Origin of the sequence: Streptomyces sp. RPT161 (assembly GCF_027533845.1) — a bacterium.
GTDB classification, from domain to species: Bacteria; Actinomycetota; Actinomycetes; order Streptomycetales; family Streptomycetaceae; genus Streptantibioticus_A; species Streptantibioticus_A silvisoli_A.
Genome location: NZ_JAPZVN010000008.1, coordinates 206,081 through 226,940, shown reverse-complemented (window position 1 = coordinate 226,940; position 20,860 = coordinate 206,081). Strand labels below are relative to the sequence as shown.

At 70.8% G+C, this 20,860-nt stretch carries 17 protein-coding genes; 12 read left to right on the top strand and 5 right to left on the bottom strand.

Features of this window, described 5'->3' with window-relative positions; all coding sequences use genetic code 11:
- Positions 1–109: 109 nt before the first annotated feature.
- Both O5O46_RS18615 and O5O46_RS18610 read left to right on the top strand, forming a co-directional pair.
- Positions 110–1,675, top strand: a complete 1,566-nt coding sequence (locus O5O46_RS18615; RefSeq protein WP_269856603.1) for an RNA polymerase sigma factor — start codon at positions 110–112, stop codon at positions 1,673–1,675.
- Between the two features lie 136 nt (positions 1,676–1,811).
- On the top strand, positions 1,812–2,663 hold the full coding sequence (locus tag O5O46_RS18610) for a S1 family peptidase (protein ID WP_269856602.1): 852 nt from the start codon (positions 1,812–1,814) through the stop codon (positions 2,661–2,663).
- 257 nt (positions 2,664–2,920) lie between these two features.
- Here the strand turns inward: O5O46_RS18610 and O5O46_RS18605 are convergent, their stop codons facing one another.
- On the bottom strand, positions 2,921–3,145 hold the full coding sequence (locus tag O5O46_RS18605; RefSeq protein ID WP_269856601.1) for a DUF7455 domain-containing protein: 225 nt from the start codon (positions 3,143–3,145) through the stop codon (positions 2,921–2,923).
- Between the two features lie 428 nt (positions 3,146–3,573).
- Between O5O46_RS18605 and O5O46_RS18600 the strand changes: the two genes are divergently transcribed.
- From O5O46_RS18600 to O5O46_RS18570, 7 genes are all read left to right on the top strand, one after another.
- The gene (locus tag O5O46_RS18600; RefSeq protein ID WP_269856600.1) at positions 3,574–5,694 is read left to right on the top strand and encodes a DNA gyrase/topoisomerase IV subunit B; all 2,121 of its coding nucleotides are present in this window, start codon (positions 3,574–3,576) and stop codon (positions 5,692–5,694) included.
- 66 nt (positions 5,695–5,760) lie between these two features.
- On the top strand, positions 5,761–6,741 hold the full coding sequence (locus O5O46_RS18595) for a GNAT family N-acetyltransferase (RefSeq protein WP_269856599.1): 981 nt from the start codon (positions 5,761–5,763) through the stop codon (positions 6,739–6,741).
- Positions 6,742–7,033: 292 nt separating this feature from the next.
- Positions 7,034–7,522: a CcdC protein domain-containing protein gene (locus O5O46_RS18590; protein WP_269856598.1), complete on the top strand. Its 489-nt coding sequence runs from the start codon at positions 7,034–7,036 to the stop codon at positions 7,520–7,522.
- Between the two features lie 26 nt (positions 7,523–7,548).
- Positions 7,549–8,724: a sensor histidine kinase gene (locus O5O46_RS18585; RefSeq protein ID WP_269856597.1), complete on the top strand. Its 1,176-nt coding sequence runs from the start codon at positions 7,549–7,551 to the stop codon at positions 8,722–8,724.
- On the top strand, positions 8,724–9,419 hold the full coding sequence (locus O5O46_RS18580; RefSeq protein WP_269856596.1) for a response regulator transcription factor: 696 nt from the start codon (positions 8,724–8,726) through the stop codon (positions 9,417–9,419). The genes O5O46_RS18585 and O5O46_RS18580 overlap by 1 nt, the downstream gene beginning before the upstream one ends.
- A 170-nt stretch (positions 9,420–9,589) precedes the next feature.
- Entirely contained in the window at positions 9,590–10,045 is a 456-nt protein-coding gene (locus tag O5O46_RS18575; RefSeq protein WP_269856595.1) for a DUF485 domain-containing protein, read from the top strand.
- 68 nt (positions 10,046–10,113) lie between these two features.
- On the top strand, positions 10,114–11,715 hold the full coding sequence (locus O5O46_RS18570; protein ID WP_269856668.1) for a solute symporter family protein: 1,602 nt from the start codon (positions 10,114–10,116) through the stop codon (positions 11,713–11,715).
- Between the two features lie 6 nt (positions 11,716–11,721).
- Here O5O46_RS18570 and O5O46_RS18565 read toward each other — a convergent pair whose 3' ends face one another.
- A complete protein-coding gene (locus O5O46_RS18565) occupies positions 11,722–12,423 on the bottom strand; it encodes a response regulator transcription factor (RefSeq protein ID WP_269856594.1) in 702 nt (233 codons plus the stop codon).
- Positions 12,420–14,075, bottom strand: a complete 1,656-nt coding sequence (locus O5O46_RS18560; RefSeq protein ID WP_269856593.1) for a sensor histidine kinase — start codon at positions 14,073–14,075, stop codon at positions 12,420–12,422. Before O5O46_RS18560 ends, O5O46_RS18565 begins: the two co-directional genes overlap by 4 nt.
- Positions 14,076–14,319: 244 nt before the next feature.
- On the opposite strand from O5O46_RS18560, the gene O5O46_RS18555 reads away from it, so the two are divergent.
- From O5O46_RS18555 to O5O46_RS18545, 3 genes are read left to right on the top strand one after another with little or no spacing between them, the layout of a single operon-like run.
- Positions 14,320–15,213 (top strand): ABC transporter ATP-binding protein, encoded by an 894-nt coding sequence (locus O5O46_RS18555; protein ID WP_269856592.1) that lies wholly within the window; start codon positions 14,320–14,322, stop codon positions 15,211–15,213.
- Positions 15,210–16,088: an ABC transporter permease gene (locus O5O46_RS18550; RefSeq protein WP_269856591.1), complete on the top strand. Its 879-nt coding sequence runs from the start codon at positions 15,210–15,212 to the stop codon at positions 16,086–16,088. Before O5O46_RS18555 ends, O5O46_RS18550 begins: the two co-directional genes overlap by 4 nt.
- 37 nt (positions 16,089–16,125) lie before the next feature.
- Complete coding sequence (locus O5O46_RS18545; RefSeq protein WP_269856590.1) at positions 16,126–17,178, top strand: ABC transporter substrate-binding protein; 1,053 nt, start codon at positions 16,126–16,128, stop codon at positions 17,176–17,178.
- A 23-nt stretch (positions 17,179–17,201) separates the two neighbouring features.
- Here O5O46_RS18545 and O5O46_RS18540 read toward each other — a convergent pair whose 3' ends face one another.
- Entirely contained in the window at positions 17,202–18,113 is a 912-nt protein-coding gene (locus O5O46_RS18540; RefSeq protein ID WP_269856589.1) for a sucrase ferredoxin, read from the bottom strand.
- 48 nt (positions 18,114–18,161) lie between these two features.
- Entirely contained in the window at positions 18,162–20,666 is a 2,505-nt protein-coding gene (locus O5O46_RS18535) for a DNA gyrase/topoisomerase IV subunit A (RefSeq protein ID WP_269856588.1), read from the bottom strand.
- Positions 20,667–20,860: the final 194 nt, after the last annotated feature.

Genomic DNA, 20,860 nt, shown 5'->3' with positions numbered 1-20,860 from the left:
TGCTGTGTTCCTGTGCGGTCCCGCCTCCACCGCCGGACCATCCCCGCCGGCGGCCGATCCCCTGCCGGGTGCAGGCGCGGTCGGAAGTCGTTCCCATCGTTCCGAGAGGTTGTTCGTGTCGGCCAGCACATCCCGTACGCTCCCGCCGGAGATCACCGAATCCGAGTCTCTGATGGCGCTCATTGAGCGGGGTAAGGCACAGGGCCAGATCGCAGGCGACGACGTCCGTCGGGCCTTCGAGGCGGACCAGATTCCGGCAACCCAGTGGAAGAACGTTCTGCGCAGCCTCAACCAGGTCCTCGACGAGGAGGGTGTGACGCTGATGGTCAGTGCCGCAGAGGCGCCGAAGCGCACCCGCAAGAGCGTCGCAGCCAAGAGCCCGGCGAAGCGTACTGCCACCAAGCCCGTCGCCACCACGACGAGCACCGTCAAGAAGACCGCCGCCGCCAAGACGGTGACCGCCCCGTCGGCCACCGCGGAGGTCTCCTTGGAGGCCGACGCCGAGGAGAACGCCGCCGGGGCGGGCGTGAAGAAGGCGGCCGCCAAGAAGACCGCGGCGAAGAAGGCCCCGGCGAAGAAGGCGACGGCCAAGAAGACCACGGCGAAGAAGACCGCCGAGGACGACCTCGTCGAGGCCGAGGACCTGCTGGACGAGGCGCCCGGCAAGCCCGGTGAGGCCGGCCCCGACCAGCCGGAGTCCGAGGGCTTCGTGCTCTCCGACGACGACGAGGACGACGCGCCCGCGCAGCAGGTCGCCGCGGCCGGCGCCACCGCCGACCCGGTCAAGGACTACCTCAAGCAGATCGGCAAGGTGCCGCTGCTCAACGCCGAGCAGGAGGTCGAGCTCGCCAAGCGCATCGAGGCGGGCCTGTTCGCGGAGGACAAGCTCTCCGCGGCCGACAAGCTCGCGCCCAAGCTCCAGCGCGAGCTGGAGATCATCGCCGAGGACGGTCGCCGCGCCAAGAACCACCTGCTGGAGGCCAACCTCCGTCTGGTGGTCTCGCTGGCCAAGCGCTACACCGGCCGCGGCATGCTGTTCCTGGACCTGATCCAGGAGGGCAACCTGGGTCTGATCCGCGCGGTGGAGAAGTTCGACTACACCAAGGGCTACAAGTTCTCCACGTACGCCACCTGGTGGATCCGGCAGGCGATCACCCGAGCCATGGCCGACCAGGCCCGCACCATCCGTATTCCGGTGCACATGGTCGAGGTCATCAACAAGCTCGCCCGTGTGCAGCGCCAGATGCTCCAGGACCTGGGGCGCGAGCCCACCCCGGAGGAACTGGCCAAGGAACTGGACATGACCCCGGAGAAGGTCATCGAGGTCCAGAAGTACGGCCGCGAGCCGATCTCCCTGCACACTCCGCTGGGCGAGGACGGCGACAGCGAGTTCGGTGACCTCATCGAGGACTCCGAGGCGGTCGTCCCGGCCGACGCGGTCAGCTTCACCCTGTTGCAGGAGCAGTTGCACTCCGTCCTGGACACCCTCTCCGAGCGCGAGGCGGGCGTGGTCTCCATGCGCTTCGGCCTCACCGACGGCCAGCCGAAGACGCTGGACGAGATCGGCAAGGTCTACGGCGTGACCCGTGAGCGGATCCGCCAGATCGAGTCCAAGACCATGTCCAAGCTGCGCCACCCGTCGCGTTCCCAGGTGCTCCGGGACTACCTGGACTGAGCCCTTCGTGGCGCCGTCTTTCGCGGGCCCGTGACCTCCTCGCGAGGTTGCGGGCCCGCGGGCTTTTCCGGATGCGGTACGGCTCCAGGTGGATGACGCTGAGTGTCCCAACCGTTCCGGATGGTCAGGAGACCGTATGTGCACCAGACCCCGCCGTCGGACGGCCGCCGCGGTGGTCGGCGGACTCGCGCTCTTCGCGGCTGCGGTGCCGCTCGCCACGTCCACCCCCGCCTTCGCCACAGGGGCCCACAGACACCATGAACGGGTCATAGGCGGCCGTCCAACGGGCATATCGGCGCACCCCTGGGTGGTGGCCCTGGCGAGCCGCGAGCGCTTCGGCGTCGACCGGTCGGGCCAGTTCTGCGGCGGGGCGCTGATAGCTCCCCGGGTGGTGCTGACCGCCGCCCACTGCTTCGGTCGTGATGTGCTCGGAGCCGACTGGTGGGCCATCCGCGACCTGCGGGTCGTGGCGGGCCGCTCGGATATGCGCGGCCACCAGGGGCGTGAGGTCCCGGTGCGCCATGTGTGGATCAATCCGTCGTACAACCCGCGGACCAACGCGGGCGACCTCGCGGTGGTCCGGCTGGCCCGCTCGCTCCCCGGGCGCACGATACGCCTGGCAAGCGATCGCGAGCTGAGAGGCGACCGCCAGGGGAGCGCCACGGTCTACGGGTGGGGCGACACCAACGGGCACGGTAGCTACTCACCGGTGCTGCGCGCCGCACGGGTGCGGCTGGTGTCGAACGAGGGGTGTGCGCGCGCCTACCCGGGGAGCCTGGCGGGCACGTACATGCCCGCGTCCATGGTGTGCGCGGGAGAGCCGCAGGGGGGACGGGACGCCTGCCAGGGCGACAGTGGGGGGCCTTTGGTGGTCCACGGCCGACTGGTCGGGCTGGTCTCGTGGGGGACGGGCTGTGGTGAGGCGGCACACCCGGGGGTGTACACCAGGGTTTCCGCCTATGCCGGTGTGATCCGGCACCTCCTGTAGCGGGCGCGTGGCGCCGTCCTGGTGTGTGTTGTTGCCCGCCGGGTGGCGGTATCAAGCGCACTTATGTGCCACTCGTAATGGCGCGTCACTAAGTGTGCGTGAATCTCACCGTTTCGCCGCGGGGTTAGCGGAACGGTTTGCGATCGAGCGCGTACGGATGGTGATGTTGAATAGCGTTGAGCGGCCACCCCTCGGTGGGGGTGGCCGCTCAACGCACCGGTCATGCCGGTCCGAGCTCGTCGTATGCGATGTGTAGGTCAGTCCTCGACGACCGTCGCCGGGGCGGCGGTGAGTCGTCCGGTCTCGTCCTGTATTTCCGCAGCGATCTTCTTCAGTTCCGGCTCGAACTTGCGCCCGTGATGCGCGCAGAACAGGAGCTCGCCACCGCTGATGAGAACGACGCGCAGGTAGGCCTGGGCGCCGCAGCGGTCGCAGCGGTCCGCCGCGGTCAGCGGGTTCGCGGGGGTCAGAACAGTAGTCACGTCGCCTCTTCTCTAGCTCGACGAGCTGTCGTACCAGGGTCAACATCCAACCAGGCCGAAAACGTTCCCGCTCGTGGCTTTTCCTCGAAAGTTGGGCCCGAGGCGGCCGGATGGTACCGGTTGGCGGCGAATAGGGATTAAAGAGTCAGTTGTGATATTTGGGGCATATGTCGGATTTTCGCCTCCCGGCAGGGTTGCCGGTTGTTGCTGAGGACGTGCCCGGAGCCTAAATGGTTCATGCCTAGTTGGGAACGTGATGTGGGTATCACTCGTACGAGGTATCGAACGTGCGATCGATGTCGGGCTAGCATAAACGGCGAAACCGGGTCGCGGCGAGGTCGCCCCGCCGGGCATCGGTACTCTCGTCGGCGAACAACCACAACTGCCCACACCGGAAACGGTTGCAAGAACTGCGAGGAGCTGCCCGCGTGACCGCCGACACATCAGCGCCGTCCACCGCCCTGCTCAGCGGCGCGGACCGCGACGGCTCGAACTACACCGCGCGGCACCTGCTCGTCCTCGAGGGTCTGGAGGCCGTCCGCAAGCGCCCTGGCATGTACATCGGCTCGACCGACAGCCGCGGTCTGATGCACTGCCTGTGGGAGATCATCGACAACTCCGTCGACGAGGCGCTGGGCGGCTACTGCGACCATATCGAGGTCGTCCTGCACGACGACGGATCCGTCGAGGTCCGGGACAACGGTCGCGGCATCCCGGTGGACGTGGAGCCCAAGACCGGCCTGTCCGGCGTCGAGGTCGTCATGACCAAGCTGCACGCGGGCGGCAAGTTCGGTGGCGGGTCCTACGCCGCCTCCGGCGGTCTGCACGGCGTCGGCGCCTCCGTGGTCAACGCGCTGAGCGCCCGGCTGGACGTCGAGGTCGACCGCAGCGGCCACACCCACGCCATCAGCTTCCGCCGCGGCGTGCCCGGCATCTTCACCGAGTCCGGGCCCGACGCCCCGTTCGACCCGGGCAGCGGCCTGCGCAAGGCCAAGAAGATCACCAAGAACCGCACCGGCACCCGGGTCCGCTACTGGGCCGACCGCCAGATCTTCCTCAAGGACGCCAAGCTCTCTCTGGAGAACCTCCACCAGCGCGCCCGCCAGACCGCGTTCCTCGTACCGGGACTGACCATCGTCGTACGGGACGAGCGCGGTCTGGACGAGGGCGCTCCGGCCGAGGAGGTATTCCACTTCGACGGCGGCATCAGCGAGTTCTGCGAGTACCTGGCGCCCGACAAGGCCATCTGCGACGTGCTGCGGCTGCGCGGCGAGGGCACGTTCAAGGAGACCGTGCCGGTGCTCGACGAGCGCGGCCACATGACGCCCACCGAGGTCACCCGCCAGCTCGGCGTCGACATCGCACTGCGCTGGGGCGCGGGCTACGACACCACCCTGCGCTCCTTCGTCAACATCATCGCCACCCCCAAGGGCGGCACCCATGTGTCGGGCTTCGAGCGCTCCATCGCCCGGACCGTCAACGACGTGCTGCGCGCCACGAAGCTGCTGCGCGTCGCCGAGGACGACGTGGTCAAGGACGACGCGATGGAGGGTCTGACGGCGGTGGTCACCGTCCGGCTCGCCGAACCGCAGTTCGAGGGCCAGACCAAGGAGGTCCTGGGCACCTCCGCCGCCTCCCGGATCGTGGCGAACGTGGTGGCCAAGGAGCTCAAGGCGTTCTTGACCTCCACCAAGCGGGACGACAAGCAGCAGGCCCGCGCGGTGCTGGAGAAGGTCGTCGCCGCTGCCCGCACCCGTATCGCGGCCCGCCAGCACAAGGAGGCGCAGCGCCGCAAGACCGCGCTGGAGTCCTCCTCGCTCCCGGCGAAGCTCGCCGACTGCCGCAGCGACGACGTCGACCGCACCGAACTGTTCATCGTCGAGGGCGACTCGGCGCTCGGCACCGCCAAGGTGGCGCGGAACTCGGAGTTCCAGGCGCTGCTGCCGATCCGCGGCAAGATCCTCAACGTTCAGAAGTCGTCCGTCTCGGACATGCTGAAGAACGCCGAGTGCGGGGCGATCATCCAGGTCATAGGTGCCGGTTCGGGACGCACCTTCGACATCAACCAGGCCCGCTACGGGAAGGTCATCTTCCTCGCGGACGCCGATGTCGACGGCGCCCACATCCGCACCCTGCTGCTCACCCTCTTCCAGCGCTACATGCGCCCGATGGTGGAGGAGGGCCGGGTCTTCTCCGCGGTGCCGCCGCTGCACCGCATCGAGCTGACCAACCCCAAGAAGGGGCAGGACAAGTACATCTACACCTACTCGGACACCGAGCTGCGGCAGACCCTGCTGGACCTCCAGCGCCGCAACGTCCGCTACAAGGACAGCATCCAGCGCTACAAGGGGCTCGGTGAGATGGACGCCGACCAGCTCGCGGAGACCACCATGGACCCGCGCCACCGCACCCTGCGCCGGATCAACATCGGCGACCTGGAGGCCGCCGAGCGCGTCTTCGAACTGCTGATGGGCAACGAGGTGGCGCCGCGCAAGGAGTTCATCACCAACTCCGCGGCCACACTGGACCGTTCGCGCATCGACGTGTGACCGCAGACATCGGTCAGCGGAAAACGGGAGGCGGATGGGAGGCTCCGGGGCGTACCGTGCGCCGTCATGGAGCTGACCATCCGCCCCTTCCGACCCGCTGACGCCGAGGCCGCCGCCGAGGTGCGTGACATCGTTGCGCCCTATCTGGTCTCGACACCGCAGACCATGGCCTGGCGCGCCGCTGAGGCGCCCGCCGACCAGCGGTACCGGATGCTCGTCGCCGAGGTCCGGCACGAGCGAAACTCCCCTCGCGGAAGGGCGGTTGACGGCGCGGCGGGGACCGGCCGCCGAGTGGTCGGAATCGCCGCCACCGGGTTGATCTACGAGAACAGCGTTCCGGGGCAGGCGTTCGCGAACCTCCAAGTGCTTCCCGAGGTGCGTCGGCGGGGGGTGGGCAGCGCCCTGCTCAGCGCCGCCGAGGAGTACCTCGCGGGCCAGGGGGCGGACACCGTGTTCGCCTGGGTCGTCGGCGACGAGACGTCGCTGGACTTCGCACGCCGGCGCGGCTACCGCCCGGGCCGCTCGGCCAGCTTCCAGCGCCTGGATCTGACGGACGGCACGCTGCCCGCCGTCCCCGAAGTTCCCCACGGGTACGAGCTGCGCACCGGCGCGGACTTCGCGGACGATCCGCGACCGCTGTACGAGGCGGACGCGGAGGCGGCGGCGGACGAACCCAGCGACGCGTCGTGTGACGGGATCGGGTACGCGCAGTGGCTCGCCCAGTACTGGAACTCGCCTGATTTGGACCGGGAGTTGACGATCGCCGTGGTGGCGGACGGGACCGTCGCCGCCTTCAGCATGGCGCACACCGACGGCCGCCGCCGGTATCTGTCGGGGATGACCGGAACACGGCGGGCGTGGCGCGGCCGGGGGCTGGCGAAGTTGGCGAAGGCCACCTCGCTGCACCGGGCACGGGCGGCGGGTTATGCCGAGGCGTTCACGGCCAACGACACCGGCAACGGGCCGATGCTGGCCGTCAACGCGTGGTTCGGCTACCGGCAGTGCGCCATCGAGACGAGGTATGTGCGTGTCCTCCCCGGTGGGTAGCCGCGTGGTTGATCGTTTCTTCCCCGGTGAGGCTCCGCTGGCCGCTCCGGATGCCGCCGCGTCCCCCGGCAGCGTGCCCCGCCTTGCGCGGCGGGGCGTCTCGTCCTCCACGGCCGGGCCCCGCCGCCTTCCGTGACCGCGTGCCCCCGGTCTGGGCGTTTCTCCACCCGTGGGTGGAGAGGCGATCTCCACCCAGGTTCAACCCTGGATCCGATCCGCGGGAAACGACGGATCTCTACCGTCGTAAGCGTCTGGTTTTCTCGAGGTTCCTCGCAGTTCGGAGGCGTTTCCCATGTCCGGTCTTACCGATGTCGCGGTGATCATCGCGGTGGTCGTGCTGGTGCTGGCACGCCAGCTCAGGCCGCAGAAGGTGGCCGACAGCGCTCGCTGGTGGATCCTTCCGGTGGTTCTGGTCGTCCTCTCGGTGCGCAACGGCGGTGTGGTCGACAACCGCCATGTGGCGCTGTCGGTGGGTCTGCTGGCCGCCGAGATAGTGGTGGGGCTGGGCATGGGCGCGGTGTGGGCGTACACCACCCGGCTGTGGCGGGAGGCCGACGGCTCGGTGTGGGCCAGGGGCGCCAAGGCGACCACGGCAGCCTGGACGGGCGGGGTGCTGCTGCGAATAGGCCTGGCCGCCGTGGGCGCGGTGCTGGGCGTGCACCAGGGCAGCGGAGCGACGATGCTGGCGTTGGCGGCGACGTTGCTGGTCCGGACCGGTTTGGTGATGTGGCGGGCCCGTGAGCTGGAGCCCGCGTACCGCGTCACCGCCGCCGCACCGTGACGGCGTACACGGCGGAAGGAGCCCACGTGCCGCTCAGCTTCTGGACAGCCTGGCCCTCCAAGGAGGCCCTGTCCTGGGAGAGCAGGACGACGGCGCACCGGGTGCTCGGCTGGGCGATGCGGCTGCTGATCGTGGCCGGAGTGCTGTGGGGGGCGTTCGCCAACGGGCGGATCCACGGCTGGCGTCCGGTGTGGGTGACGCTCGCGGTCGCGGCGGCCGTCCTGGTGGTGTGGGGCCTGATGCGGGTCACCGTGGAGCACCGGATCTGGCCCGCCTTGGGGCTGCTGGGATTGCTGTTCGCCGGAGCGTTCGCCGCGCAGAGCCAGCATGCGGGGTACGCCGCCACCGTCTTGTGGTGCGCCTGCGCGATCCTGGCGATGGAGCGGCTGCCACTGGCCGTGGCGATCCCGCTCACCAGCGCCGCCCTGGGGGCGTACGCGCTGCTGGCGAGCCGGGACAACTGGCTGACCACGGCGTTCACCGCCGCGGGGCTCGGCCTGGTGGGTTATGTGGTGCGGTTGGACAAGGAGGCCCGGGGCAACACCCAGCGGCTGCTGGCCCAGGAGCGGGCCGCTCGCGCCGCCGAGGCGGAGACGGCGGCGCTGCGCGAACGAGGCCGGATCGCCCGGGAGATCCACGATGTGCTGGCGCACAGCCTTTCGGCGCAGATGGTGCATCTGGAGGCGGCCCGGCTGCTCATCGAGCGGGGCGGCGATCGGGGCGAGGTGCTGGACCGGGTGGTGTCGGCTCGCCGGATGGCGCGCCAGGGCCTGGCCGAGACCCGGCAGGCGCTGTCGGCGCTGCGCGGTGAGATGACACCGGCGGAGGACTTCCTGCGCGAGCTGGTGGACTCCGAGGGCGCCCGGCTGCGGATCGAGGGCGAGCGCAGGGATCTGCCGGCGGAGGCTGGGCTCGCCGTGCGGAGGGTGGCCCAGGAGGCGGTGACCAACGCGCGCAAGCACGCGCCGGGGGCGAAGGTGGCGATCCGGCTCGACTATCTGCCGGGGGAAGTGGAGTTGGAAGTCCGCGACTTCGGCGGACGGCCTGTGGATAACGAGCCTGTGGATAACGGCGAACTCGGTGGCTCGGGAGGAGGCTACGGTCTGCTGGGAATGCGTGAACGCGCCGAGTTGCTCGGCGGCACGCTGGAGGCGGGACCGGCCGAGGAGGGGTTCGTGGTGCGACTGCGGGTGCCGGCGTGATGGCCGGGCGAGCGACACGTGTGGTGGTGGCCGATGACCAGACCGTGGTGCGGGAGGGCATCGTGATGCTGCTCGGGCTGCTGCCCGGGCTGGAAGTGGTGGGAGCGGCGGCCGATGGGGAGGAGGCGGTGCGGCTGGTGGCGGAGACGGCCCCGGACGTGGTGCTGATGGATCTGCGGATGCCCCGCTGCGACGGGGCGGAGGCCACTCGCAGGATCCGGCGCGACCATCCGGACACCCAGGTGGTGGTGCTGACGACGTTCGCCGATGACGATTCGCTCTTTCCGGCGTTGGAGGCGGGGGCGCGCGGCTATCTGACCAAGGACGCGGGCGGCGAGGAGATCCTGCGGGCCATCGAGGATGTGATGTCGGGCCAGGCGGGACTGTCGCCGAAGGTGCAGCGCCGCCTGCTGGAGCGGCTGGCCCAGGGCGGCCCGGTGGTCGCGCGGGCGGTCGGCCCAGCGCGCGGGGCGCCGGAGGAGCTGCCGGACGGGCTGACCGGACGCGAGGCGCAGGTACTGGCGCTGGTGGCGGAGGGCCTGTCCAACACGGAGATCGCCGCGACGCTCTACGTCAGCCCGGCCACGGTCAAGACCCATATCAACAACCTGTTCTCGAAGATCGGGGCCCGGGACCGGGCGCAGGCGGTGCGGTACGCGTTCCGGCACGGGATCGTGCGGCCCGCGCAGGACTGAGCGGCGGCGGTGGACACCGGGGGCACAGCGTTCGGAACCGCTCGGGGTGATGAGGTCCCGGACCTCATCACCTGATGGAGTGAACGTTTCGTCTTATCGGCGAGGGAGCTTCCGGATCTGCCCATTCTTGGGCGAACGGCCAATTGGCGTGCGGCTCAAGGAGATTCACTGTGGACGTACACGACGGTGGTGGGGCGGTACGGCTCGGGGTGCAGGACCCCTGGACCGAAGCCCTGGCCGTCGGCCCGTGGGAGGAACACGGCGGGCCGTCGCAGAGGCCGGAGCCCGGTGCGGCGGCGCGGGGGGAGCCCGACCGTACGGCGGTGTACCGGCAGGTGCAGGCCGGGGAGGCGTTCCAGGAGGTGCGGCGCCGGTATCGGCGGTTCGCGTTTCCGGCGGCGGGGGCGTGTCTCGTCTGTTACCTGCTGTATGTGACGGCGGCGATCACGGCACCTGGGCTGATGGGGCGTCCCGTGGCGGGGGCGGTCAATGTCGCGATGCTGGCCGGCCTCGCGCAGTTCGCCATGACCTTCCTGCTGACCTGGGCCTACGCGCGGCATGCGCGGCTGCGCCGGGACCGGGCGGCGCTGGAGTTGCGCTGGGACACCCAGGAGCGGGTGCGGTGACCGGGCGGCCCGGTATGGCGGTAGGGCAACTGCGAGCGACGTTGGCGCAGTTGGCGGCCCGGCATTCGGTGACCGGGCATCAGGCGCTGGCGCTCTCGCTGTTCACCGCCTTCGTCTCGATCACCTTGGCGATCACCGTCTGGGCTGGGCGGGGGCGCCGCTCGTCGGAGGAGTTCTTCTCCGGCGGACGGCTGTTCTCCCCGCTGGAGAACGGTTTCGCCATCAGCGGTGACTACTTGTCCGCCGGTTCGTTCCTCGGTGTCTCCGGGCTGATCGCGCTCTACGGCTATGACGGGGTGCTCTACCTCGTCGGGTTCTTCGTGGCATGGCTCGGCGTGCTGATGCTGGTGGCGGAACTGGTGCGCAACTGCGGCCGGTTCACCCTCGCCGATGTGCTGTCCGCCCGGATGGGCGAGCGGCCGGTACGGATCGCCGCTGGGATCTCGTCGATCACGGTGGCGGTGCTCTACCTGGTGGCGCAACTGGTCGGCGCCGGCAGTCTGGTCTCGCTGCTGCTGGACGGTGAGGCGGCGCACGCCAGGACCTGGACGGTCGGCGGCGTGGGCGCCCTGATGGTGTTCTACGTGGTGTTCGGCGGAATGCGTGCCACCACATGGATCCAGGTGGTCAAGGGGGCGTTGCTGCTGGGCGGTTCGGCGGTGCTGACGGCCATGGTGCTCGCCCACTTCCACGGCGACGTCAGCGCCCTGCTGCGCGCCGCCGCGCACGGCAGCGGGCACGGCGCGGCCTATCTGCGGCCCGGCCTGAAGTACGGCGGATCCCCGCTCGCCCGGCTGGACTTCGTCAGCCTCGGGCTCGCCCTGGTGCTCGGTACGGCGGGACTGCCGCACATCCTGGTGCGCTTCTACACGGTGCCCACCGCGCGTGCCGCGCGCCGCTCGGTGGTGTGGGCGGTCGCGCTGATCGGCGCCTTCTATCTGATGACGATGGTGCTGGGGTTCGGCGCGGCGGCCCTGGTGGGTTCCGGCGCGGTACGGGCGTCCAACGCGGCCGGGAACACGGCGGTTCCGCTGCTCGCCCTGAGTCTGGGCGGGGGAGCGGGTTCGACGGGCGGGACGGTGCTGTTCGCCGTGGTCGGCTCGGTGGCCTTCGCCACGATCCTGGCGGTGGTCGCCGGTCTCACCCTCGCCTCCTCGGCCAGCGTCGCCCACGACCTGTACGGCAGCCTGCGGCGGGGGCACGGCGGGCCGTCGAACACTCCGGACGCCCGGGAGGTTGCCGTGGCCCGGCTGGCGGCAGTGGCCATCGGGGCGGTGGCCATCGGACTGACGCTGTACGCCCAGGCGTTGAACGTGGCGGTCGTGGTGGGGGTGGCGTTCGCCGTCGCCGCCTCGGCCAATCTGCCCGTCCTGCTGCTCACGCTGTTCTGGCGCCGCTTCACCACCCGGGGCGCGGTGTGGTCCGTCTACGGCGGACTGGTGCCGTCGGTCGCGCTGGTGGTCTTCTCCCCGGTGGTCTCCGGCGGCCCCGGCGCGATCTTCCCCCGGCTCGACTTCGCCTGGTTCCCGCTGCAGAACCCCGGCATCGTCTCCATCCCCCTCGGCTTCCTGGTCGGTTGGCTGGGCACCGTGCTCTCCCCGGTGCCCGCCGACCCGGGCCGCTACGCCGAAGTGGAGGTGCGTTCGCTCACCGGTGCGGGCGCGGCGTAGCCGGGCTCAACTGCCCACCCGGTACCGGTGTTCCGGTCGCCCTGTCGTCCCGTACCGCAACTCCAGCCGCGCCATGCCCTCCCGTACCAGGTAGGACAGATAGCGCTGGGCGGTCGCGCGGGACACCCCGGTGGCCTCGGCGACCTCGGCCGCCGACAGGCCGGTCCGCGCGGAGCGGACCGCGTCCCGTACCACGGCGAGGGTCGGCGCCGAATGCCCCTTGGCCGGTACGGAGGGCAGCGCGCTCGGCCGGGCGGCGCTGAACAGCGCGTCCACATCGGCCTGGTCGGCCTCCGCGGCCGGGTCGAGCGCGTCCACCCGGTGCCGTAGCTCCCGGTACGCGGTCAGCCGTTCGGCGAGCGCGGCGGAGCCGAACGGCTTGACCAGATAGCCGATCGCGCCGAGTTGCATCGCCGCGCGGACCGAGCCCACGTCCCGGGCCGCCGTGGTCATGATGGCGTCCGGCCGCGGCGCGCCCGTCTCCTGGCTGAGCCGCCGCAGGATGTCCAGGCCGCTGCCGTCCGGCAGGTACACGTCGAGCAGCAGCAGTTCGGGCCGAGTCTCCCGGACGGCGGCGAGCGCGGCGTCGACGGAACCCGGCTGGCCGACCACCTCGAAGCCGGCCACCCGCCGCACATACGCGGTGTGGATACCGCCCACCCGGAAGTCGTCCTCCACCACCAGCGTCCTGATCGCGGTCCCGCTCACCAGCCCGCTCCCTTCGCCGCCGCCACGGGCGCCGCGCGGGGCACCGGCAGCACCACCGTGAACACCGCGCCCGGCCCCTCGCTCACCTCGATCGAACCCCCGTGCCGCAGCACCAGCCGGTGTACCAGGGCGAGGCCGAGGCCGCGGCGGGCGGTGCCGCGGTCCGGTCGGGTCGACCAGCCGTCCTCGAAGATCCGCGCCCGCGCCCGCGGCGGCACGCCCGGCCCGCTGTCGGCCACCCGTACCGTCACCCTCGCCGCGTCCTCCACCAGGGACAGCCGCACCCGCGCCGGGGACGTGCCGCCGCAGGCCGCCGCGTCCACCGCGTTGTCCAGCAGGTTGCCGACGATGGTCAGCAGCCGGTCCAGGTGCGCCGGCTGCTCGCCGAGTCGGGAGTCCTCACTCAGGACGAGGCGTACCCCGCGCTCCGCCGCCACCGTGGTCTTCGCCGTCAGCAGTCCGACCATCAGCGGGTTGCCGATCCGGGACCGTATGGATTCGGCCAGCGCCGGTTCGGCGCCCGCCGATTCCACCGCGTAGGCGAACGCCGCCTCGTGCTCGCCCAGTTCCAGCAGACCGGCCAGGGTGTGCATGCGGTTGGAGAACTCGTGCTGCTGTGCGCGCAGCGCGTCGGTCAGTCCGCGCACCGAGTCCAACTCCCGCAGCAGCCCCACCAGTTCGGTACGGTCCCGGACCGTCACCACCGCGCCCAGCTCATGGCCGCGCAGCGTGACCGGCATCCGGTTGACCGCCAGGCAGTGGCTGTCGGTCACCACGGTCAGGTCGGCGCCGGTCAGCGTGCCGTCCAGGGCGCGGCGCAGCCGCCCGTCGGGCAGTACGTCGGACAGCCGGGAGCCGAGCGCCGTGCCGAGGCCGAGCAGCCGCCGCGCCTCGTCGTTGACCACGGTGACCCGGCCCTGCCGGTCGAAGCCGATCACGCCCTCGCGGATCCCGTGCAGCATCGCCTCACGGTCCTGGAGAAGCCCGGCGATCTCCTCCAGCTCCAGGCCGAAAGTCGACCGTTTCAGCCGGCGGGCCAGCACAGAGGAGGCGGCCACGCCCACCGCCAGGGCCAGCGCGGCGAACAGCCCGAAGACCGGCAGCTCACGCCAGAGCTGGCCGATCACGTCCCTCTCCGGCATGCCCACCGACACCTCGCCGATCACATCCCCGGTGGGCCCGCGCAGCGGTGCCTTGCCGTTGGCGGAGCGGCCGGTGATTCCCTGGTCGACGCCCACGTGGTCGCGCCCGTCGAGCGCCACCAGCGGCCGTTCCGCCACCGGTTCGCCGATCAGGGCGGGCATCGGATGGGAGTGCCGGATGCCGTCCCGGTCGATCACCACCACATAGCTGGCGTGCGAGGCGCTCTGGATCCGCGCGGCGATGCTCTGCACGATGTCGCCCCCGGTGCGGTACGCGATGGCGTCCCGGATCTGCGGCTCTGCGGCGGTGGTGGACGCGATGGCCAGCGCCCGGCGCTCGTACTCGCGGTCCAGCTGGGCGCGTTGCGCCACGGCGAACAGCAGGAAGCCGATCGTGCTGGTCAGCCCGAGGATCGCGAGCTGGCTCAGCAGGATCCGACTGGACAGCTTCCGGTTGCGCCGCCCCCACCTGCGCGGCATGCGCGCGTACAGCCCGCTCAGCATGGACATGGGTGCCCTTCCCACCCCCCGGGTTGGACTCGGCACGGACACGCGCCCCGACGCGGCGCCCGCCCCCGTGATGCGCAGATTGTGCCCGCCAGCGGCGTCGCTGCCCACCCCCGAGACGGTGAGCACAACGAGCAGAACCTCGGACAACGCGGTAAAGCCGCGCAACGCGCGCAAGTCTCGCGGCCGTCGTCCGCTCCGCCCTACCGTCTCGGCACCCCGACCGTCCCAAGGTGGTGCGACAGCAGTGACCGCACAAGCGAACCAGACATCGACCGGCACGGTGCCGGCGATCGAACTGCGCGCGGCGACCAAGAGGTTCCGCACGCCCTCGGGCGGGATCTACACCGCCCTACGGGAGCTGGACCTGACCGTGGCGCCCGGTGAGTTCTGCGCCGTCGTAGGCCCCACCGGCTGCGGCAAGTCCACCACCTTGTCCCTGGTCTCCGGCCTGGAGCCGGCCAGCCGCGGCGAGACGCTGATCCACGGCGAGCCGGTGACCGGCATAGACCGGCGGGTGGGCTTCATGTTCCAGACCGACGCGGTCTTCCCCTGGAAGCCGGTGCTCGACAACGTCGCCGCCGGGCCGCGCTTCCGCGGCGTCGGCAAACGGGAGGCGGTCGACAAGGCACGCGACTGGCTGCGCCGCGTCGGACTGTCCGGATTCGAGGACCGGCTGCCCCACCAGCTCTCCGGCGGCATGCGCAAACGCGTCGCGCTCGCCCAGACGCTGATCAACGAGCCGGAGATCCTGCTGATGGACGAGCCGTTCTCGGCGCTGGACGTGCAGACCCGGCAGATCGTCCAGGACGAACTGCTGAGCCTGTGGGAACTGACCAGGCCCGCCGTCGTCTTCGTCACCCACGACCTGGACGAGGCCATCGCGCTGGCCGACAAGGTGGTGGTGCTGACCGTCGGCCCCGGCACGGTCAAGGACACCTTCGCCATCGACCTGCCGCGCCCGCGCAGGGTGCGGGACATCCGCTTCCATCCGCACTTCGTCGAGCTGTACGAGCGGATCTGGACCAGCCTGCGCGACGAGGTGCGGCTGGCCTACGCCCGCACCGTCGGAGAGCCGCCGCGCCCCGAGCCCGCCGAGGACCAGCCCCGTACCGACGACACGATCGGACAGCCGCGATGACCACCACCGCCCCCGTGCCCCCGACGGTTGACGACACCGACGCCGCGGAGCTGATGCGGGCCGCCAGGTCGGGCAGGCGCCGCCGCAGGCTGCTGGTCCTCAGCGCGCAGCTCGCCCTCGTTGTCTTGGTGGTCGGCGGCTGGCAACTCGCCTCGGCGCAGGGCGTACTGGACTCCTTCACCTACGGTTCGCCCTCGGGTGTGGTGGACCAGCTGAGGACCTGGTTCACCCAGGGCGCCTCCACCGGGTCCATCTGGCACAACATCGGCGTGACCATGGAGGAGACGGTCCTCGGCTTCCTCATCGGCACGCTGTCGGGTGTTGTCCTGGGCATCGCGCTGGGGCGGATCCACGCGCTGGCCGAGGTGATGGCACCGTTCATCAAGGCCGGGAACTCCATCCCGCGCGTGGTGCTGGGCTCGATGTTCATCATCTGGTTCGGGCTCGGGCCGTCCGGCAAGGTCGCGCTCGCCGTGGTGCTGGTGTTCTTCTCCGTCTTCTTCAACGCCTTCCAGGGCACCCGCGAGGTGGACCGCGACCTGATCGCCAACGCCCGCATCCTGGGCGCCTCGGAGTGGCAGGTGACCTCGCAGGTGGTGCTGCCGTCGGCGATGACCTGGATCGTCGCCTCGCTGCACGCCGCGTTCGGCTTCGCGCTGATCGGCGCCATCGTCGGCGAGGTGCTCGGCGCCCAGGCCGGGCTGGGGCAGCTCATCCAGCAGGCGCAGGGCAACTTCAACGCCAACGGCGTCTACGCGGGAATCATCATCATCGCCGTCCTCGCACTGGCCGCGGAGTTCCTCATCACCCGCTTCGAGAAGCGGGTACTGCGCTGGCGGCCCACCCAACTGTCCGGCGACACCGCCGGTCTGTGAACCCCCTTCCCTCCCCGTTCCGGTAAGGAGACCCGCGATGAAGCCGGTCAAGGCCAAGAAGTCCGTGCTGCTGGTGGCGAGTTGTACCTCTCTCGCCCTGTCGCTGACCGCCTGTGGCGGCGGCTCCGCGAAGACCGCGCCCAAGGACGCGACGGGCCGCTCCACCGTGCGGATCATGGTGGGCGGTCTGGACAAGCAGATCTATCTGCCGGTGATGCTGGCGCAGAAGCTGGGCTACTTCAAGGCGCAGGGCATCAACGCGGTGCTGTCCGACGAACCCGCCGGCGTGGACGCCGAGACCGACATGCTGGCCGGGCAGCAGGACGCGGTGGTCGGTTTCTACGACCACAACATCGACCTGCAGTCCAAGGGCAAGTCCACCGAGTCCGTGGTGCAGTTGCTCCAGGCGCCGGGCGAGGTGGAGATGGTGCGCACCGACGAGGCGGGTTCGGTGCACTCGCCCGCCGACTTCCGGGGGAAGAAGCTGGGCGTCACCGGGCTCGGCAGCTCGACCAACTTCCTCACCCAGTACCTGGAGGCCAAGAACGGCCTGAAGACGTCCGACGCCACCTCGGTCGCGGTGGGCGCCGGATCGACGTTCGTGGCCGCCATGCAGAACAAGCAGATCGACGCGGGCATGACCACCGAGCCGACGATCTCCATCCTGCAGCAGAAGGGCCTGGCCAAGCCGCTGGTCGACATGCGGACGGCGGCCGGTGCCAAGGCAGCGCTCGGCGGCACCTATCCGGCGTCCTGCCTGTATCTGACCACCGCGTACATCCAGAAGAACCCCGACGTGGTGCAGAAGCTGGTCAACGCCTTCGTCGAGACGATGAAGTGGATCAACACGCACAGCGCGGCGCAGATCGCCGACAAGATGCCCGCCGACTACTACGCGGGCGTCGGCAAGGCCACCTACACCAAGGCGCTGGAGAACGAGAAGGGCATGTACTCGCCCGACGGGCTGATGCCCGCCGACGGCCCGCGCACCGTGCTGAGCGTGCTGTCCGCGTGGGACCCCACGGTCAAGGGGCACTCGGTGGACCTGTCCAGGACCTACACGAACGAGTTCGTGAACAAGGCGCGTTGAGTACCGGGCCCGAGCAACTCCCGTCACTGCGACGGGAGTTCCTCCCGAACCGAGCGGACCTCCATGCGCACCGGGGTTCCCGGCTCGGCGCCGCAGCTCTCCGGGCGCGGCGGTGTCACGGTCACCTGCTCGACCAGGGCGTGCCACGCCCGGCCGTCGGTGTGCCAGACGCGTACCGTCCAACGGCCCGGTGACTCCTCGGCGGTGGCGGCGGTGAGCGCCTCGGCCCGGTCCTCGCCGATCAGCGCCCGGACCGCCAACTCGGCCGCCTGGACCGGCCGTTCGAAGGCGGAGCGGCCACGGCAGTGCTCCAGCACCATACGGCCCTCGCGGGCCGCCTCCACGATCCCCTTGGCGCGCGCCGCGTCCAGCCGCGCGTAGGCGTAGCCGTACGGCAGCACGAGCATCGTCGGGGCGAAACGATGGCCGCCGAGATGGGTGGCCTCCCACACCTCGCCGACCCCTGAGGCGACCAGTTCGGCCACGAGCGGCCGTCCGCGCAGGGCGCAGCAGCGGTCCCGCTTGGCGTTGGTGCACACCAGGGCCAGCGGCTCGCCCTCGTGGGGCACGCCGAAACAGCTGTCACCGCGGCCCAGCCGGGCGAAGTCCAACGCCAGCAGCTCCGCCGGGTCGGCCACCTCGGCGGTGCGCAGCCAACCGGCGCCGGGCACCGTGTGGGCCGCGAACACCCGCCTGCGCTCCGGATGGTGGTGGTCGGCGTGCGGTCCCGGCCTGCGGATCAGCCCCAGCCGTACGCCGGTTCCGGCGGCGGCCGCCTCCAGCGCCCGGCCGGTGCGCGGATCGAGGTGGCTGGAGGTGAGGGCCTTGGCGCCCCAGGGGCCCGGCTGCTCCAGCAGCAGCCAGGTCCGGGCGCTGGCCGCCGTCGCCTCGGACGGCTCGGCCAGCTCCCGGGAGGCGGTCGCACAGGTGATCACATGGTGAGCCTAAACCGGACGGGGCGCGCCCCGCCCGGTGCGGCGCCGTTACGCGGGGCCCGCGACCGCCGCCAGCGGCTTGTTCACCGGCGTGCCCGAGCCGTCACGGCGCGGATCCGGCTCGGGCAGCTCCACCGGCGAGCCGTCCGCCGCGCAGGCCCGGGCCGGGGCCGGGCCCGCCCAGGCCAGCGCCAGGCCGTCCTCGCCGCGCAGGAACCGGTGGCAGCGCACGCCACCGGTGGCCCGGCCCTTGCGCGGATACTGGTCGAACGGGGTCACCTTGATCGTGGTCTGAGTGGCGCCGTCCAGCGTGCCCTCGGCGCGGGCCACCGTGAGCACCAGCGCGTCCGAGGCCGGATCCACCGCGGTGAACGAGATCACCTTCGCGCCCGCCGACAGCTTGACACCCGCCATTCCGCCCGCCGGACGGCCCTGCGGCCGCACCTGGCCGGCCGGGTAGCGCAGCAACTGCGCGTCGTCGGTGATGAAGACCAGGTCCTCCTCACCGGTGCGCAGTTCGGCGGCGCCGACCACGCGGTCGCCCTCCTTCAGGCCGATGACCTCGAACTCGTCCTTGTTCGCCGGGAAGTCGGGCACGACCCGCTTGACGACGCCCTGCTCGGTGCCGAGCGCCAGCCCGGGGGAGGACTCGTCCAGCGTGGACAGGCACAGCACCCGCTCGTCCTCCGCCAGTGACACGAACTCCGAAACGGCCGCCCCGCCCGCGAGGTTGGGCGTCGAGGAACCCTCCGGCAGCGCCGGCAGGTCGACCACGGCCACCCTCAGCAGCCGTCCGGCCGAGGTCACCACGCCCACGTCGCCACGGGTCGTGGCGGGCACGGCGGAGACGATCACATCGTGCTTGGCGCGCTTGCCGCCCTCCCGCCGCCCGCCACCGCCCCCGGCGGAGGCGCCGCGCGCCGCCGCCGGGTCCTCGGCCGCCGCAGGCTCGCCGTTGGCCGTGCGCGCCAGCAGCCCGGTGGCGGACAGCAGCACCCGGCACGGGTCGTCGGAGACCTCCAGCGGCATCGCCGACACCGGCGCGCCCGCCGACTCCTCCAGCACCGTGCGCCGCGGAGTGCCGTACTTCTTGGCGACCGCGGCCAGTTCGTTGGAGACCAGCTTGCGCAGTTCCGTGTCCGACTCCAGGATGCGGGTCAACTCCGCGATCTCGCTGGTGAGTCTGTCACGCTCGGCCTCCAGCTCCAGCCGGTCGAACTTGGTCAGGCGGCGCAGCGGGGTGTCCAGGATGTACTGCGTCTGCGTCTCGGACAGCGAGAAGCGCTCCATCAGGCGCTGCTTGGCCTCCGCGGAGTTCTCGCTGGAGCGGATGAGCCGGATCACCTCGTCGATGTCGACCAGCGCGACCAGCAGGCCCTCGACCAGGTGCAGCCGGTCGCGCCGCTTGGTGCGGCGGAACTCGCTGCGCCGCCGCACCACGTCGAAGCGGTGGTCGACATAGACCTCCAGCAGTTCCTTCAGGCCCAGGGTGAGCGGCTGGCCGTCGACCAGCGCCACGTTGTTGATGCCGAAGGAGTCCTCCATCGGCGTCAACTTGTAGAGCTGCTCAAGTACCGCTTCCGGGTTGAATCCGTTCTTCACCTCGATGACCAGGCGCAGCCCGTGCTGCCGGTCGGTGAGGTCCTTGACGTCGGCGATGCCCTGGAGCTTCTTCGCGCCGACCAGGTCCTTGATCTTGGCGATTACCTTCTCCGGGCCGACGGTGAAGGGGAGTTCGGTGACGACGATGCCCTTGCGGCGCGCCGTGACGTTCTCGATCGTGGCCGTGGAGCGGATCTTGAACGTGCCGCGCCCGGTCTCGTACGCGTCGCGGATGCCGGACAGGCCGACGACCCGGCCGCCGGTGGGCAGGTCGGGACCCGGGACGAACCGCATCAGCGTGTCGAGATCCGCGTTCGGGTGCCTGATCAGATGGCGGGCGGCGGCGATCACCTCGCCGAGGTTGTGCGGCGGCATGTTGGTGGCCATGCCGACGGCGATCCCGGAGGCGCCGTTGACCAGCAGGTTGGGGAACGCGGCGGGCAGCGCGACCGGCTCCTTCTCCTGCCCGTCGTAGTTGGGCGCGAAGTCGACCGTGTCCTCATCGATGGACTCGGTCATCAGCACCGCTGCCGGGTCCATCCGCGACTCGGTGTACCGCATCGCGGCGGGCGGGTCGTCGTTGCCCAGCGAACCGAAGTTGCCGTGGCCGTCGACCATCGGCATCCGCATGGAGAAGTCCTGCGCCATGCGGACCAGCGCGTCGTAGATGGAGGCGTCACCGTGCGGGTGCAGCTTTCCCATCACCTCGCCGACGACGCGGGCGCACTTGACGTACCCGCGCTCGGGGCGCAGGCCCATCTCGTTCATCTGGTAGATGATCCGGCGCTGCACCGGCTTGAGGCCGTCCCGGGCGTCGGGCAGCGCTCGTGAGTAGATGACCGAGTAGGCGTACTCCAGGTAGGAGCCCTGCATCTCGTCGACGACGTCGATGTCGAGGATGCGCTCCTCGAAATCGTCCGGAGGCGTGGTCTTCGTGCTGCGGCGGGCCATCGCGCGGCTGCTCCTTGGGCGGACCTGGTCGGGTTGTGTCGGGTCCATTGTGGACCGCCCCACTGACAGCCCGGACCACGACCCGTCGCGATCGTCCCGCCACCCCACGACACCTGGGGCGGAATCCCGGGAACTTCGCGACCTGTCCGTGCGCTTGCCTAGAGTGGGGCACGATCTACACCGCGACCGGAAGG

Coding starts and splice junctions, on each gene's coding strand:
- O5O46_RS18560 (WP_269856593.1), bottom strand. CDS start 14,075: ATGTCCATGCTGAGCGGGCTGTACGCGCGCATGCCGCGCAGGTGGGGG.
- O5O46_RS18610 (WP_269856602.1), top strand. CDS start 1,812: ATGTGCACCAGACCCCGCCGTCGGACGGCCGCCGCGGTGGTCGGCGGA.
- O5O46_RS18590 (WP_269856598.1), top strand. CDS start 7,034: ATGTCCGGTCTTACCGATGTCGCGGTGATCATCGCGGTGGTCGTGCTG.
- O5O46_RS18550 (WP_269856591.1), top strand. CDS start 15,210: ATGACCACCACCGCCCCCGTGCCCCCGACGGTTGACGACACCGACGCC.
- O5O46_RS18580 (WP_269856596.1), top strand. CDS start 8,724: ATGGCCGGGCGAGCGACACGTGTGGTGGTGGCCGATGACCAGACCGTG.
- O5O46_RS18595 (WP_269856599.1), top strand. CDS start 5,761: ATGGAGCTGACCATCCGCCCCTTCCGACCCGCTGACGCCGAGGCCGCC.
- O5O46_RS18545 (WP_269856590.1), top strand. CDS start 16,126: ATGAAGCCGGTCAAGGCCAAGAAGTCCGTGCTGCTGGTGGCGAGTTGT.
- O5O46_RS18535 (WP_269856588.1), bottom strand. CDS start 20,666: ATGGCCCGCCGCAGCACGAAGACCACGCCTCCGGACGATTTCGAGGAG.